Source organism: Methylocystis suflitae (assembly GCF_024448135.1).
Classification (GTDB): domain Bacteria; phylum Pseudomonadota; class Alphaproteobacteria; order Rhizobiales; family Beijerinckiaceae; genus Methylocystis; species Methylocystis suflitae.
Genome location: NZ_JAMRYX010000230.1, coordinates 1 through 15,809, shown reverse-complemented (window position 1 = coordinate 15,809; position 15,809 = coordinate 1). Strand labels below are relative to the sequence as shown.

The 15,809-nt window shown below is 60.3% G+C and carries 12 protein-coding genes and 2 pseudogenes; 10 read left to right on the top strand and 4 right to left on the bottom strand.

The genetic code is table 11. The features are described from left to right. Positions 1–1,144, top strand: a 1,144-nt coding sequence (locus NEI07_RS17605; RefSeq protein ID WP_256036369.1) for a cbb3-type cytochrome c oxidase subunit I, incomplete at its 5' end; no start/stop codon positions are given. Positions 1,145–1,156: 12 nt separating this feature from the next. Further along, a complete protein-coding gene (locus NEI07_RS17600) occupies positions 1,157–1,555 on the top strand; it encodes a SirB2 family protein (RefSeq protein ID WP_256036368.1) in 399 nt (132 codons plus the stop codon). 41 nt (positions 1,556–1,596) lie between these two features. On the opposite strand, the gene NEI07_RS17595 is transcribed toward NEI07_RS17600, so the two are convergent. The 3 genes and pseudogenes from NEI07_RS17595 to NEI07_RS17585 form a co-directional block, all read right to left on the bottom strand. Then, a complete protein-coding gene (locus tag NEI07_RS17595; protein ID WP_256036367.1) occupies positions 1,597–2,754 on the bottom strand; it encodes an NnrS family protein in 1,158 nt (385 codons plus the stop codon). Between the two features lie 484 nt (positions 2,755–3,238). Next, positions 3,239–3,585 (bottom strand): annotated as a pseudogene (locus NEI07_RS17590) (nitrile hydratase subunit alpha); the annotation flags it as partial. Positions 3,586–3,652: 67 nt separating this feature from the next. Beyond that, positions 3,653–3,904 (bottom strand): annotated as a pseudogene (locus NEI07_RS17585) (SH3-like domain-containing protein); the annotation flags it as partial. Between the two features lie 467 nt (positions 3,905–4,371). Between NEI07_RS17585 and NEI07_RS17580 the strand changes: the two are divergent. From NEI07_RS17580 to NEI07_RS17545, 8 genes are all read left to right on the top strand, one after another. Continuing rightward, positions 4,372–4,911, top strand: coding sequence for a c-type cytochrome (locus tag NEI07_RS17580; protein ID WP_256036366.1), 540 nt, complete (start codon positions 4,372–4,374; stop codon positions 4,909–4,911). 183 nt (positions 4,912–5,094) lie between these two features. Beyond that, positions 5,095–6,102: a Vgb family protein gene (locus tag NEI07_RS17575; protein WP_256036365.1), complete on the top strand. Its 1,008-nt coding sequence runs from the start codon at positions 5,095–5,097 to the stop codon at positions 6,100–6,102. Positions 6,103–6,135: 33 nt separating this feature from the next. Further along, positions 6,136–6,432 (top strand): GYD domain-containing protein, encoded by a 297-nt coding sequence (locus NEI07_RS17570; RefSeq protein ID WP_256036363.1) that lies wholly within the window; start codon positions 6,136–6,138, stop codon positions 6,430–6,432. A 22-nt stretch (positions 6,433–6,454) separates the two neighbouring features. Further along, positions 6,455–7,846 carry an NAD-dependent succinate-semialdehyde dehydrogenase gene (locus NEI07_RS17565; RefSeq protein ID WP_256036361.1) on the top strand — a complete coding sequence of 464 codons (1,392 nt, stop codon included), beginning with the start codon at positions 6,455–6,457 and terminating at the stop codon, positions 7,844–7,846. Positions 7,847–8,115: 269 nt separating this feature from the next. Further along, the gene (locus NEI07_RS17560) at positions 8,116–10,383 is read left to right on the top strand and encodes an acyl-CoA dehydrogenase (RefSeq protein ID WP_305123917.1); all 2,268 of its coding nucleotides are present in this window, start codon (positions 8,116–8,118) and stop codon (positions 10,381–10,383) included. Then, positions 10,380–11,663, top strand: a complete 1,284-nt coding sequence (locus NEI07_RS17555; protein WP_256036358.1) for an acetyl-CoA C-acetyltransferase — start codon at positions 10,380–10,382, stop codon at positions 11,661–11,663. Before NEI07_RS17560 ends, NEI07_RS17555 begins: the two co-directional genes overlap by 4 nt. Positions 11,664–11,675: 12 nt before the next feature. Further along, entirely contained in the window at positions 11,676–13,775 is a 2,100-nt protein-coding gene (locus NEI07_RS17550) for a 3-hydroxyacyl-CoA dehydrogenase NAD-binding domain-containing protein (protein ID WP_256036356.1), read from the top strand. Beyond that, the gene (locus tag NEI07_RS17545) at positions 13,772–14,725 is read left to right on the top strand and encodes a hypothetical protein (protein WP_256036354.1); all 954 of its coding nucleotides are present in this window, start codon (positions 13,772–13,774) and stop codon (positions 14,723–14,725) included. The genes NEI07_RS17550 and NEI07_RS17545 overlap by 4 nt, the downstream gene beginning before the upstream one ends. Here NEI07_RS17545 and NEI07_RS17540 read toward each other — a convergent pair. Then, the gene (locus NEI07_RS17540) at positions 14,708–15,496 is read right to left on the bottom strand and encodes a ZIP family metal transporter (RefSeq protein ID WP_256036353.1); all 789 of its coding nucleotides are present in this window, start codon (positions 15,494–15,496) and stop codon (positions 14,708–14,710) included. The genes NEI07_RS17545 and NEI07_RS17540 overlap by 18 nt on opposite strands. Positions 15,497–15,809: the final 313 nt, after the last annotated feature.

The window sequence follows — 15,809 nt, the reverse complement described above, 5'->3', positions numbered from 1 at the left end:
GGTCATGCAACGGCTGGGATTGGAGCGCAATTTCTGGTTCGGGCATCAGGGCTGGGAGTATGCCGATATCGGGCGCTTCTGGCAGTGGTTCCTCTTTATCGGCCTGGTGCTGTGGCTCATCCTCGTCGGCCGCGCATTGTGGCCGGCGCTGCTGGTAAAAAATGAGTCGCGCTCCATCGTCGCTCTTTTCTTCCTCTCGACCGTTGCGATCGGCCTGTTCTACGGCGCGGGGCTGATGTGGAACGAGCATACGCATCTGTCGATGGTCGAGTATTGGCGGTGGTGGCTAGTTCACTTGTGGGTCGAAGGGTTTTTCGAGGTGTTCGCCACCGCCGTCGTCGCCTTCCTGTTCACCCGCCTTGGCCTGATCGCAGTCCAGCCGGCAACTTCGGCGGTGCTGTTCGCGACGATCGTCTTTATGGCCGGCGGCGTGATCGGCACGCTCCATCATCTCTATTTCGCCGGAACTCCGACGTCGGTGCTGGCGCTTGGCGCCAGTTTCTCCGCGCTAGAGGTTGTGCCGCTCGCCTATATCGGCTTCGAGGCCTATGAGCATTGGCGGTTCTGCGGCGCCACGCCCTGGATGCAACGCTATAAATGGCCCGTGCTGTTCTTCATGGCTGTCTCCTTCTGGAATCTGGTGGGAGCCGGTCTGTTCGGTTTCCTGATCAACCCGCCGCTCTCGCTCTATTATATGCAGGGGCTGAACCTGACCCCGCTGCACGGTCACACGGCGCTGTTCGGCGTCTATGGAATGCTCGGCATCGGCCTCGTGTTGTTCTGCCTGCGCGGCATGATGCCCGAACTCGTCTGGAACGAGAAGATCCTCAGCATCAGCTTCTGGTGCTTCAACGTCGGGCTGGCGATGATGGCGTTGTTCACGCTCCTGCCGCTAGGCACGCTGCAACTCCTTGCCGCGATCAATGAAGGCTATTGGTACGCCCGCTCTGAGCAGTTCATGCAGCAGCCGATCGTCGATCTTCTGGTATGGATGCGCGTGCCAGGCGACACCGTCTTCTCAATAGGCGCATTGGCCTTCGCCTGGTTCGTCGTCAGCCTGTGGCTCCGGCCGCGCCGGCAGCCTCATGAAGTGGAGAAGGAGGACAGGGAACTGGAGGCGGGGCCGGTGAGGCGCGTGGCGTGATCCGCCACTCGCATGGAAGCCTATTACCTCGAGATCCGCGCTGTCCACATCGCGGCGGCGCTCGCGAGCGGCGGCTTCTACCCTATGCGCGCGCTCGCTTTGAACTTGCTCGCGGCGTCATGGCCACTGTCGCTGCTCGCGCGGCTTGCCTCCTACGCGATCGACGCCGTGCTCTTCACGGCTGCCCTTATGCTGACGGCCGTCACGCGTCAATACCCGTTTGTTGACGCGTGGCTGACCATGAAGGTGGCGGTCATGCTGCCGCTCTACATTTTTCTCGGTTACTGGGCGCTTCGCGCCAAGGCGTTCAAGTTGCGGTTGGCGGCGATGGCTGGCGCGATCGCGGCTTTTCTTTTCATTTATAGCATCGCACGCACGCACCTCCCGCTTGGCGTGTTTGCGCTTGGGTGAGAAACGTCGCCAGCTTGGTCGGCCTTGCCTCGAACTCGCCTTCACGTCGTTGGGTGCAAGCGCTTCGTCGTCAACATTCCGAAATAGAGCACCACGAAGAGGCTGTACGCCAGGCTCCACATCCCGCCGGCGACCGCGAGGGCTGTGACGTAGTGCTCGCCCGTGAAAGGCGCGCCGATGCGCAGGATGGCCGCCAATGTTATGGCGACGTAGATCGCGGCCGTCCACTGATCTGCGACGAGCGGGCGCCCGGTGTGGCCGCGCGTTGCGCGGGTCATCACCGCGAGCGTCATTGTTCCGATGGCGCCCACGGTGAGCGCATGTAGAGGCGCTGCAGGAGCGGTGACCCCCAATAGTTCGTTGCCGCCCATGAGCAGGAAGCCCAACGGGACCCAGCCATAGCCCAGATGCAGCACGAAAAGCATCGGTTCCGCCCGCGTGCTGACGCCGCGCCAGCGGATAAGACGTAGAAAGAGCGCCGCGCCGGCGACAATGAGCGGAACCGCCGTAAGTCCGGCTTCGGGGAACGCGACCCAGGCGATTAGCGCGACGAGCGTCGCCGCCAGCGCGAAACGATCGAGCCCGCCGAAGGACGCTGGCTCGACTCCAGCTGGCGAATTCTTGACCAGCCAGTTGCGGGTGAAGCTCGGCGTGATGCGTCCGCCGATGAGGGCGATGAGCATGACGAGGGTGGCGACGCCGACGCGAGCCCCGATGGCGCCCGTTGAGGCAACGTCCATCGCTTCGAGATGCGTAAGCAAATTCCCGGTGAAGAGAAGCGCGAGAGCCGCAACCATGGGCAAGTTGCGCCAGTTCCGCCCCGTGGCGATCTCGCGCGCAACAACGAAGATAAAGACCGCCGGAAACGCGAGGTCGAGCGCCGCCGAGACAAGCGCAGGCGCGCTTTTCGAAGCCAGGACGGCGATGCGGCCGAGGATCCAGAGGGCGACGAGGCCGGCGAGCGGGACACCTTGCAGGGGCATCCGACCGGTCCAGTTTGGAATCGCGGTCAGCAAAAAGCCCGCGACGACTGCGCCGCCAAAACCGAAGGCCATTTCATGCGCGTGCCAGATAGAAGGCGGGAAACGTGTTGGCAGTTCGGCCGCCGCCTCCAGATAGGCGATGGAGAGCGGCAGCCCGACGGCGGCCCAGAGTGCGGCAAAAAGGAAGAAAGGGCGGATACCCGCAGAAAGAAACATCGCGAGAGGGTTTTGACCTGCCTGAGCGCGATATCGCGGAATTGGAGGCATCGTTGACTTCCGCTTTGGAATTGATGATGGGCTGGCGCACAGACACTAACACACACATCGAGCGCGCACGTCGCGAGCCTCGCGTTAGAAGCCTAGCGGATGTCACGGAGGGGAGGGACATCAACAGGCTTTCTCTTACTCTTACGACATCATCAGCCTTCTCTTACGAGGATTTCCCGCGGATCGCGCAGGCGTTGCAGGGAGAGCGTCGCGCGCCACCGGCGTGGGCTACGCTGGGGGCGTTCCTCGCCCTTGTGGCCGCGACGATATAGATATCGACGAGTATTTCCGAGAACCGCCGCGGGCGGCTGAGCTGACCGAGGCCGCCGATACGCTTGGCGCATCCCGCTTCTTGCTCTTAGCGTCTTGGCCGTTGTGGGAGGTTGGGGACCGATGCCGTCGTCGTCAGCAATCCGCGCTCGTCGATCACCTTCGGCCACGGGAAGCACGAGCAGAGCGAGCAGATAATCAAGTTGTGCACCCGGGCGTGTTGGCGACCGCCCGAAGGTGCTCACCCTCGGCGCCGGCCATTCCCTCGGGCAGGTCGAGTTCGGCAATCGTGATCGGCCAGCAGCCGGGCCAGGAAGCCGGCGTCGGTCCACGCCCGCACGACGATCTGCTAGCCGTTGAGCGGCGTCATCTCCGATTCGAGTAGGCCAGCACTTTGTCGACGGTCTCTGGCGTGATGACGCCCTTTTCGATCAGAAGCGATTCCAGCGCAGCGACTTTGGCCGCGCTGGACTTCTCGCGGTCCTGCGGATACGCGAACTGGCTGCTCATGGCTCCTCCAAGTATGCCTCGAACAGTTCGGCGTAAAGCATCCGCGCGCCGAGTTTGGCGCGCGGACCCACAATTCCGCCGGCGTGAACTCGACGATGTAGACGGGCATCGGATCGCCGATGCCGTCGCCGGTGTGCCAGAAGTAGGCGTAGTCGCCTTCGAGCACCTGCGCCACTTTACCGCTTCGCCCCCGCAGGTAGCCAGGCAGCCGAGTGTGAACGCCAGCTGGGACATTTGCGATCCGGATCCGTTGCTCGACCACGAACTTTGGATGCGCGACGTCGCGGCGCGGGCTGTCGCCCTTGCGCAGATATGCCATGATCTGGTCGTCAATGGCTCCAGCACGAGGCTGCACGGTCCATCGGTTCCATCGCATTTGTTGCTTCTTGATCATGCGTTTTGACAGGATCTCGTTGACCGCGCTTTCGACGAAGGCGGCTGAAATCGACTGTCGATCATGGAGTCTCCGTCCATAGCTCGAAAGTGCAGGGCGATTGGCGCGGAGATATTCGATCAGATCGTTGACGTGTCGTCGAACTGCGGCAGCACGGGTAATGGAAGAATCCGGGGTTCTCGTGGAGATAATGGCCGACGACAGTAGCGAACCGGGCGCAACGCGGCGACTGCCGCCTTAACCCTTGCTGCACCGGCCATTCCTGCAGCAACCGGAAGGATGCTCGCGCAGTCGGGGCGCCGCCCATCAACGGCATCCTCGTAGATTCTGCGGCGTCAGCCGCTAGATTTGTACGCTACGCCACTTGAAAAGTGACTGTCGGGGAGGCGTGCATGAAGTTTCTCGCGGGTTTCGTGACAGCGTTCATCGTCAGCGCGCTCGGCGCTTTTCTCGTCATCGTCAGCGGCGTTTACAACGTCGCCGCAATCGCACCTCATACGGCTTTGGTGCGCGTCATTTTGAATTGGACGATGCGTAATTCGGTGCGGGCCCATGCGGGTAACGAGTTGCGGGAAACATGGAGCGAGGATCAGGCGAGAAAGGGATTTAAGAATTATGACGAAATGTGCGTCATTTGCCACAGCGCGCCGGGGAAAGAGCGCAGTTACATCAGCAAAGGCCTGCGACCGGAGCCTCCGAACCTCGCCGAAACTTCAGAGCGATGGAGCAGCGCGGAGCTGTTTTGGATCATCAAGAATGGCGTCAAAATGACCGCAATGCCCGCATTCGGGCCCACGCATCAGGATGAGCAAATATGGAATATTGTGGCCTTCGTTCGGCGCCTGCCTCGACTGTCCGCTGAGCAATTCCGGGCGATGGAGAGCGAGATCAGAAAATCCTCAGAGAATGAGCAAGATCACCATCACCAATAAGTGGCCGGGAAAGCCGACTCGAAGAAAGATGAAATCGCAAGTCGAAGCGAATTCAGCATAGGCGCTGTCGTAGTCCAGCAAGATTGAAAGGGGAACATTCGGCTCTAATTCTCGACAGGCCTCGAGAAGAAGAAGACGCTGATGTTCCGCAAAGAGCGAGTTTTGCTGACCCTCGCGGTCGCAATGAGCGTTGTTTCGCCGATTGGAAATAGCTTCCAAAGCGACGCTTCGATCGCAGGCGTCGTCGTTCGAGATATTCATGTAACCTTCAAGGAATGGCGCGTGCCGACGCCCGGTTCGCACCCCCACGATCCTCTCGCAACGAGCGATGGAGCGATCTGGTACACCGGACAGTTGGCCAACCTGCTCGGCCGCGTTGATCCTAAGACCGGGCAGTTTCGGGAATACCGTCTAAAAACCACCAACTCGGGTCCGCATGGGCTCGTCTCCGACTCCAGCGGCAATATCTGGTTCACGGCGAGTTTCAAAGGTTACGTCGGCAAGCTCGATCCCGTAACCGGCGACATCCGAGAATTTCCGCTTCCCGATGCGAAGGCTCGCGACCCGCATACGCCGGTCTTCGATCAGAAGGGAACGTTGTGGTTCACCGTCATCGGCGGAAATATGATCGGGCGTCTCGCTCCGGCGACGGGCGAGATCAAGCTTGTATCGTCACCGACCGCAGATTCGCTTCCCTATGGCTTGGCGGTGAATTCCAAGGGCGCGCCGTTCTTCGCCGAATTCGGCTCGAACAAGATCGGACGTGTCGATCCCGAGACGATGCGGATCGCGGAATTCGTCTTGCCAAATTCGCAGGCGAGGCCTCGGCGGATCGCCGTAACCAGCGACGATCTCATTTGGTATTCGGATTACCCCAGGGGCTATATCGGCAGATTGGACCCCGCGACCGGCAAAGTCGCCGAATGGCCCTCCCCTGGCGGTGGAGAATCCGGACCTTACGCGATTACGGCGGTCGACGACATCATCTGGTACGCCGAGTCGGCGGCTACGCCGAACATGCTGGTGCGATTCGATCCGAAAACCGAAACATTCAAGCGTTGGCCCGTGCCTTCGGGCGGCGGCGTCATCCGCAATATGACCCCGACGCCCGATGGCGGACTGGCGCTCGCCTGTAGTGGCGTCAACATGGTGGTGCTCGTCCGAATTGCCGAGGAAGAGCCAGCACGATGATACTGAATTCGCCAATCAAGAGGAAATATCCCTATGTCGACGTTTATCATGTTGACGCGCCTTAGCCCCGAGGCGGTGCGATCGCCTCAAGCCCTCGAGCAATTGGAGCGTAAAGCGATGGAGCGGGTGCGCAAAGAATGCCCCGATGTCGAATGGGTCGGCAACTACGCCATTCTTGGGCCTTATGATTACGTGGATGTCTTCCGCGCGAAGGACATCGAGACGGCAAGCAAGGTTTCGATGTTGATCCGGACCTTTGGCCACGCCCAGACCGAGGTTTGGCCGGCGACCGAATGGAACCGCTTCAAGGAAATCGTGCGGACGCTGTGAAAGCACTCTGGACGGCGAACAAATGGCGATGCAATCCGTCAATCCGGCTACCGGCGAGGAATTGCAATCCTATGAGGAAATGACGCCAGCGGCAGTCGAAGACGCTATCACAAAAGCGCATGAAACGTTCCTCGACTGGCGTCGGATTCCTTTCCCCGAGCGAGCGACTCTGATGCGCCGAGCCGCCGATGTCCTTCGCGTCGGCGTGCGAGACTATGCGCGATTGATGGCGAAGGAAATGGGCAAGCCCATAAAGGATGGGGTCTCCGAAATCCAAAAATGCGCGCTCAACTGCGACTTTTACGCGAAAAACGCCGAAAACTTCCTGGCGCAGGAGCAGATGGTGACGGACGGCGTCAAGAGTTTCGTCACCTTCAACCCTTTGGGCGTTGTGCTGGCAATCATGCCATGGAATTTTCCTTTCTGGCAGGTCTTCCGTTTCGCCGCGCCTTGCCTGATGGCCGGCAACGCGACCGTTTTGAAACATGCGTCCAATGTTCCGGCTTGCGCTCTGGCTATCGAGGATGTGTTTCGCCGCGCCGGCTTTCCGGAACACTTGTTCCGCACGCTCATGATCGGAAGTGTGCGGGTCGACGCCGTCATCGAGAATCCGTTGGTTCGCGCAGTGACTCTTACCGGCAGCGGCCCTGCGGGCCGAGCCGTCGCGAGCAAGGCCGGCGCGATGCTGAAAAAATCTGTCCTCGAACTCGGGGGAAGTGACCCCTATCTCGTGCTCGAAGATGCGGACATCGAACTCGCTGTCGATGTGAGCGTCAGGGGCCGGTTGACGAATTCCGGCCAGAGCTGCGTCGCCGCCAAGCGCTTCATCGTAGCCGACAAGGTGCGCGATGAATTTGAGCGTCTTTTCATGCAGCGCATGAAAGCGGTGAAAATGGGCGATCCACTCAGCGAAGATACGGAACTTGGACCACTGGCGCGCCACGATTTGCGCGACATCCTTCACCGACAAGTCGAGACTAGCCTCGCCAGGGGCGCGCGCCGCTTGCTGGGTGGCTCAATCCCCGACGGACCCGGCGCTTACTATCCGCCCACCATCCTGACCGACGTGCGCAAGGGGATGCCCGCCTTCGACGAGGAGACCTTTGGTCCCGTAGCCGCAATCATTCCAGTAAAGAACGAAGCGGAGGCAATCTTGGCCGCCAACGACTCGGAGTTGGGGCTTGGCGGCTGCGTCATCACTCGCGACCTTGCGCGAGGTGAGCGTATCGCGGCTGAGATGATCGACAGCGGCTGCGTATTCGTCAACGAGCCTGTGCGCTCGAACCCGCGTCTGCCGTTCGGCGGCGTCAAGCAGAGCGGCTTCGGTCGAGAGCTTTCAGCGTACGGCATCAAGGAATTTGTCAATATCAAGACAGTTTGCGTCTATGGCGGCGCCGCGGAACGAGAGCGATGAGTGGGCGCTGATCTGATCGTCTTGGGTTCGCATCGGCCGAGCGTGGCCGCATATCTGATCGGGGGCCTCATCGTGAGGCGCGAGAGATGCTCGGTGCGTGTGGCGCGGCAATAAAGGTTAGAGGGATTATGATGGCGGATCTGCGGGGTGGTCAGGCTTTGCGCGTGCGCCATGTAAGGATCGCCACGTTACGAAATCAATTGCCGCATCCACAACAAAGCGGTCTTGAAACTGGCGGACTGCTGGCGCGGCGATAGTGGGCATGAAAATTGAGCCAGGTATCTATCAGGAGCAAACTGGTCTCGGCGCCTATCTTCAGCTGGGCGCGCCGCTCTCTTCCGGAAATGTCGGCCACTGAACGCGACGCAATAGAAGCGGGGGATGTCTGGTGGGACGCCGAACTGTTCACCGGCGCGCCGGACTGGAGCAAACTTCTCGCTATGCCGCCGGCAAGTTTGAGCGAGTCGGAGCAGGCGTTCCTGAACGGCCCGGTGGAGGCACTGTGCCGCATGCTGGACGAATGGAGGATCCAGTGGGAACGGCGCGACTTGCCAGGCGAGGTTTGGACCTTTCTGAAACAGAACAAATTCTTCGGAATGATTATTCCGCAAAGATATGGCGGCTTGGGTTTTTCCGCCTATGCGCATTCGCAAGTGGTTCGCAAGATCGCCAGCCGCAGTTCCACAGCCGCTGTCACGGTGATGGTGCCGAACTCGCTCGGACCGGGCGAACTGCTGCTCGAGTTCGGAACCGAGGACCAGAAGACGCGCTGGCTCCCGCGCCTGGCCGACGGGCGCGAGATTCCATGTTTCTGCCTGACCAGTCCGCAGGCCGGCTCGGACGCCGCCTCCATGACGGACACAGGGATCGTCTGTTATGGCGAGCAACACGGGGAGCGTGTGCTCGGTCTGAGGCTGAACTGGGGTAAACGTTATATCACGCTTGGTCCTGTCGCGACCGTGCTTGGTCTCGCTTTCAAGGTCTATGATCCGGATCGTTTGCTCGGCGGCGACGACGATCGCGGCATCACCATAGCGCTTGTGCCCACCGATACGCCGGGCGTCGAGATCGGCAGACGGCATATGCCGGCGTTTCAGGCCTTTCAAAACGGCCCCAATCGCGGGCGCGACGTTTTTGCGCCGCTCGAGTGGATCATCGGCGGCAAGGATCGGATCGGCGACGGCTGGAAGATGCTGATGAGCGCCCTGGCCGCCGGGCGTGGAATCTCCTTGCCGTCATTAGCGGCGGCCACGGCGGCTTTCACCGCCCGTTCGACCGGCGCCTATGCGCGAATTCGGGAACAGTTCGGGGTCCCCATCGGCGAGTTGGAAGCCGTGCAAGATCGCCTCGGCTATCTTGCCGCCACGGCCTATGAAATCGACGCGGCGCGACGGCTGACCTGCGCCGTCTTGGTCCAGGGCTACAAGCCCGCTGTCATATCGGCGATCATGAAGGCTCACGCCACCGAGCGCATGCGCAAGGCGGTGGCCGTCGCGATGGATATTCACGCCGGGAAGGCCATCATGGATGGGCCGAGAAATTATCTCGGCAATCTCCACCGGATGATGCCGATCGCCATTACCGTCGAGGGCGCAAATCTGTTGACGCGCAGCCTCATTATTTTCGGACAGGGGGCGATCCGCAGCCACCCGTATCTTCTCGAGGAGATGCTCGCGCTGGCTGATCCTGACAAAGGGCTCGAACGGTTCGACCGAGCGCTCTGGCGCCATGTCGGTCGTTTCTTTTCCAATCTCGGCCGCGCATGGCTGTTTAGCTGGAGCGGAGGTCTTGTCGGCCCCGCTCCGAACGCGGGCGCCGTGACACATCATTATAGGCAGCTATCCCGATATGCCGCGTCGTTCGCTCTGATGGCCGATTTTAGCTTGCTGACGCTTGGCGGCCGGCTCAAACGCAGGGAGATGATCTCGGCGAGACTCGGCGACGTTCTGGCCGAGCTCTATTTCCTGTCGGCTGTGCTCAAACGGTTTCATGACGAAGGTCGGCGCCAATCCGACGAGCCTCTCGTTGACTATTGCGTCGCGGCGGGGATTTGCCGGATCGAAAACCATCTCGTCGAAACGCTCGCCAATTTGCCCAACCGATTTATCGCGCGGGTGGCAAGACTCATCATTCAGCCGTTCGGCGCGAAGCGACTTGGACCATCGGACGATCTGGCGCGACGCTGCGCTTCCATCCTGACGCGGCCGAGCGAGGCGCGCGAGCGGCTCACCGCCGATGTTTTCAGAGGATGTAGCGGCGATGCCGTTGCGCAACTTGAGCGGGCGTTCGACCTGACCATCGAAACGGAGCGGCTGCGCCGAAGGCTACGCGAAGCAAGGCTCGACTCGATCGAAGACGGTCTGCAACAAGGCGTCATCGAGGAAAACGAGGCTGAGCGCTTGCGGACGGCGGAGTCTGCCGTCTTTGATGTTATCGCCGTGGACGACTTCGAACCGCGAGAGCTGTCGCCGCTCATAGAAGAGGATCGCTTGCAATGGCCGGGGGCACAACAGAGGCGCGACCGCGCGGCGGAATGAAGCGGCGCGTCTATCTCGTGGACGGCGCGCGAACGCCATTCCTCAAGTCGCGCGGCCGGCCGGGCCCGTTTACACCCGTCGATCTCGCCGTCCAATGCGGCCGACCGCTATTGTTGCGCCAGCCGTCCGTGGCGGAAGCCATCGACATAACGATACTGGGCTGCGTCAACGTGATCGCCGACGAAGTCAATCCAGCGCGCGTTGCCGCTTTGCGGCTCGGGCTCGGCGAAGAGATGGTCGCATTTACGGTGCAAATTAATTGCGGCTCGGGCATGCAATCCATCGAAACTGCCTTTCGCTACATTCAGGATGGGTCCGCCGATATCATCCTCGCCGGCGGCGCTGAGGCTCTCTCTCATGCGCCGCTGGTCATAAGACGCGACGCGACAGACTGGTTCGGACGGTTCTCGATCGAAAAGAGCGTACGGAATAAAGCAAAGCGGTTGACCGAATTGCGACCTCGATTTTTCAAGCCCATTGTCGGACTGAAGCGCGGACTCACCGATCCGATCGTCAATTTGAATATGGGACAAACCGCAGAGGTCGTTGCTCATCTTTTCTCCGTTACCCGCGAGCAATCCGATCAATATGCAGTGACAAGTCACCTGCGCCTCGCGCAAGCGCAGGACGCTGGCTTCCTTAAGGGCGAGGTGATCCCGATCGTTGACCGAGAAGGGAATCTTTACGAGAAGGACGACGGCGTTAGACCAGATACATCGGTCGAAAAACTGGCCGAGCTTTCGCCGGCTTTTGAGAAACCATACGGCCAGGTCACGCCGGGAAACAGCTCTCAGATCACCGATGGCGCCTCGTGGACGATCCTCGCCTCGGAAGCCGCGGTCGACAAACATCGGCTCGCGCCGTTCGCGCGCATCGTCGACTCGCAATGGTCGGCGCTCGATCCTTCGATCATGGGGCTGGCTCCGACTCTCTGCGCGACCGCTATGCTGAAACGCAACGGGCTCGCGCGTGATGACGTCGGGCTTTGGGAAATCAACGAGGCTTTTGCGGCGCAAGTCCTGGCCTGCCTCGCCGCGTGGGAGGACGAGGCCTACTGCAAAGAGGGGCTGGGACTCGACGGGCCGTTCGGGCTTATCGGGCATGATCGGCTCAATGTTGATGGCGGCGCTGTCGCGCTCGGTCATCCGGTTGGCGCGAGCGGCAATCGCATCACATTGCATCTCGCCAACGCGATGAAGCGTCTTGGCGCCAAACGCGGCGTTGCTACCGAGTGCATCGGCGGCGGACAGGGCGGGGCCATTTTGTTCGAAGCCGCCTGAAGGAGAACGACCATGGTCGGCAAGATCTGGTCCATGCTACAGCCCCGGGACCTTGAGCTCGGGCCGATCGTCGAGCCGTCATGGCGCGGCCGGGATTGGCTCCTCAAGCGAGGCGCGGAAGATATCGCCTGGCTGCTGCTGGATCGAAACAGCGAGAGCGTCAACACACTCTCGGAGTCGGTCCTTTCCGAACTTGATGAATGTCTTGGCGAACTGAAGGTTCGGCTGCCGAGGGGTCTCATCTTACGATCCGCCAAGCCGTCCGGTTTTATCGCCGGCGCCGATATTCGGGATTTTCGTGAGTTGCGCGACGCTACAGAGTTGAAGGCGCGGCTCAATTGGGCGCACGCTATATTGCGCAATCTGGAATCGCTCCGCTGCCCGACACTCGCAGTCATACATGGCTACTGTCTCGGCGGCGGTCTCGAACTCGCGCTAGCTTGCGACTGTCGCATCGCCACGAGGGGGGCGAGTTTCGGATTTCCGGAGATAAAACTCGGCCTGCATCCGGGTCTTGGTGGAACGGCGCGCATAACGCGACTGATCGATCCTATCGAAGCCATGACAATGATGTTGACGGGCAAAACGCTCTCCGCCTCGAAGGCGAAGTCGCTTGGCCTCGTAGACATTGTAACCGACGAGCGGCATCTCAGGGCGGCCGCCAACGCGGTAGTTGCCGCAAAGCCAAAACGCGCTTGGAGAGGATGGAGAGCGACCGCGCTTTCACTCGCGCCGGCGCGAAAGCTCGCGGCCTCCGCTATGCGCGCCAAGACCCGACAAAAGGTGCGACCGGAACACTACCCGGCGCCCTACCAGCTCATCGAGCTGTGGGAGCAGGAAGGCGGTCGAAGAGAAGCGATGCTGAAAAATGAGATCCAATCATTCGCCGATCTCCTCCTCGGCGAAACTGCGCAGAATCTCATTCGCGCATTCTTTCTCCGCGAGAAGCTGAAGAAAATCGCGACCTCCAACCCAACCAACTCTGATCTCCAGCATGTTCATGTCGTCGGCGCAGGCGTCATGGGCGGCGACATCGCCGCCTGGTGCGCGCTCAAGGGGCTCCGGGTCACGATCATCGATGCGGATCGACTTGCGCTCGGCAAAATGATGAAGCGCGCCCAAGAGCTTTTCGCACACCGACTCGACGCCGCCGCGCAGAGACGCGACGCGCTCGATCGTCTGATCCCGGATTTCGAAGATTGCGGCGTTGGTCGCGCCGACATAGTGATTGAAGCGGTGCCGGAACGAATCGACCTCAAGCGTGAAATCTTTCAGTCGATCGAGCCGCGCATGAGCGATGACGCCGTGCTGGCGACGAACACCTCGAGCATTCCGCTGGAGCAACTGCGTGACGTGCTGCACAGGCCCGAGCGGCTCGTTGGCCTACATTTTTTCAACCCCGTAGCCAGCCTCGAGCTGATCGAAGTCGTCCGCCATCATCTTGTGAGCGATGAGGCGCTTGCAAGGGCGCGAGCATTCTGCGGCCGGATCGACCGTCTCCCCGCACCGGTTGCCAGCGCCCCTGGTTTTCTCGTCAATCGCGCGCTTACGCCCTACCTGCTCGAAGCCCTCGTGATGTTGGACGAGGGCGTTAATGCAGAAACAATCGACGAAGCCGCAGAGCGCTTTGGCATGCCGATGGGGCCGGTCGAAGTCGCCGATCATGTCGGCCTCGACATTTGTCTGGATGTGGCGGACAGGCTGAGAGAGTCGGTCGAATCTCTTCCGAAGGCGCCGTCCTTGCTGCGCGAGAAGGTCGAAAGAGGCGAGCTCGGTCGCAAGTCTGGCAAGGGCTTTTACAATTACGCCGACGGTAAGCCGAAAAAGATCAGCGCACCAGAACCTGCTGAAGGCATCGCCGATCGTCTTTTGCTTCCTCTTGTTAATGCCTGTGTCGAATGTTTACGTAAGGGCGTTGCCGAGGATGAGGAGACCATCGATGCGGCGATGATTTTCGGCGCCGGCTTTGCGCCATTCCGAGGCGGGCCGCTGCGCTATGCAACGACGCGCGGCGCCGAAAATGTTGTTTCGGCGCTGCGCGAACTGTCCAGGAAGCATGGTCCGCGCTTTGCGCCCGACGAAGGCTGGTCGAAACTGGACGCGCCAATTTGACCATCTTCCACGACAACGTCGGCTCGCTCGCCAATCGTATCCTTGAGGAAGTCGGAAGGGATATCGTCCTTGGCCTGCCACTTGGTTTGGGCAAGGCGAACCATGTCGCCAACGAACTTTACGCGCGGGCGGCCGCGGATCGCAGCATCCGCTTACGTATCTTTACTGCTCTCACGCTCGATCCGCTGCGCTGGAAAAGCGACCTGGAGCGGCGTTTCATCGAACCGCTGAATGCGCGCCTATTCTCGGGCTATCCAAAATTGAGCTATGTCGAGGCGCTGCGAAACAACGCGCTTCCGTCGAACATCGAAGTGAACGAGTTTTTTCTATTCGCGGGAGAATGGCTCGATGCGCCGCTGGCGCAACAAAATTACGTATCCGCCAACTACACTGATGCCGCAAAATATTTGATGGATCGTGGACTGAACGTCATCGCCCAGCTTGTTGCGAGACAGCGTCCAGGCTCCGACACGCTGCTAAGCCTTTCATGCAATCCGGACATCACTCTCGACGTGCTTCCACTGCTTGCGCAAAAACGCAAGCGCGGCGAGGCGGCTATTCTGGTGGGACAGGTCAATAGCGAGTTACCTTATATGGGCGGGGACGCAGCGCTTCCAGCAACCGCTTTTGATCACATTCTGGAAGCTGACGGTTACGATTTTCCGTTGTTCGGCGTCCCGCGCCTTCCCGTGTTGGACGCGCAATACGCTATCGGGCTTCGCTGCGCTGCGTTGATCTCCGATGGTGGAACGCTTCAGATCGGCATTGGCTCGATCGGCGACGCCGTCGTTTATGGCCTTTGTCAGCGCCACCAGCACAATAAGGTTTTTTGCGGATTTCCTGAGGCGGACTCCGCATGTCGGCGAATTCGGCGATCGGATCCCGTTGCGATCAACTTTTTGCGGTTACGCATTCGAAACGCTCGCCGCTGCTCACAAGAAACTCGATAGGACGAAAATAGTCATGAACCCGATCCCCATGGTGATAGCGGGGATCTGCTGATACTGCCGCTCCTCCGCCTCAGGCACCAAATCGGTCACGGTTAAATAGAACATTCCTCCTGCGCCCGCGCCAAATAGGAAGCCCAGCACCGGATGCGGTAAGTCTTGCAGCAAGTACCAACCGGCGAACGAAGAAACGAGCACCGAAGCGCCGATCAGACCGGTCCAACCAAGGATCCTCCGCGCCTGCGAGCGTCCGCGCCCACCCATTTCGTTGCGAATAATCTCTCCGATGCTGAGCGCCTCGCTAACATTGTCGATGACGATCGCGAGCGCAACCATAAGTCCTAGATCAGGTTTGATGGCCAACCCTATTCCAATGCTCAACCCTTCAATCAATTCCTCGGCGCCCGTGCCGCCGGCGAGGACGGTGACTTCGTCTCCGAAAGGGCGATGCGTTAAATGAAAGCGCCTTACTTTCGTGTATTGCTCGGCCTTCTCGCCGACGAGCACTCCGCGGTGGATAGTGAGGTCAAACACATAGATGGCGGCAAAGCCCACGACGAACCCGGAGACCACGAGAGTCAGCGAGGCGAGCTCCAGCGCATTCGGCAGCATCTCGAAAGTGATAGTCGCCAACAGGACCCCGCTAGCGAAACCGAGAGCTGCCGACATAAACAAGGTGCTTGGCCTGCTCCAAATCGCGATCAAGCTTCCGATGGGAGAGGCGATCGCGGCGGAGAACGCAATTGAAGCGACAATGAGGAGGTCCTGGGACACGGATGACACCATAGTTTCTATGGACTGCGGTCGGCGATTATTTCTCGAAGCAATGCCTGCTTGTCTAGGTCGCTGCTGCACTGTTCATCGCCAATGTTCTGCGCTCTCGCAGAGAACGTAAAGAGCTTCGCGATGCGAAAGCAGCCATAGCTCTCGCGAGATATTTTGGTGACGCGAGTCGCGCGCGCCAACCGGCCGCTTGCGTACAGCGACGGCGAGGGCGTCCGCGTCGCAACCCACCGAGCAAGAGCGCCTAGGTAAATCCATGCCCTGGAGTTGCGCGATGTGCCTGCCTTCTAATTTTATCGCCGCA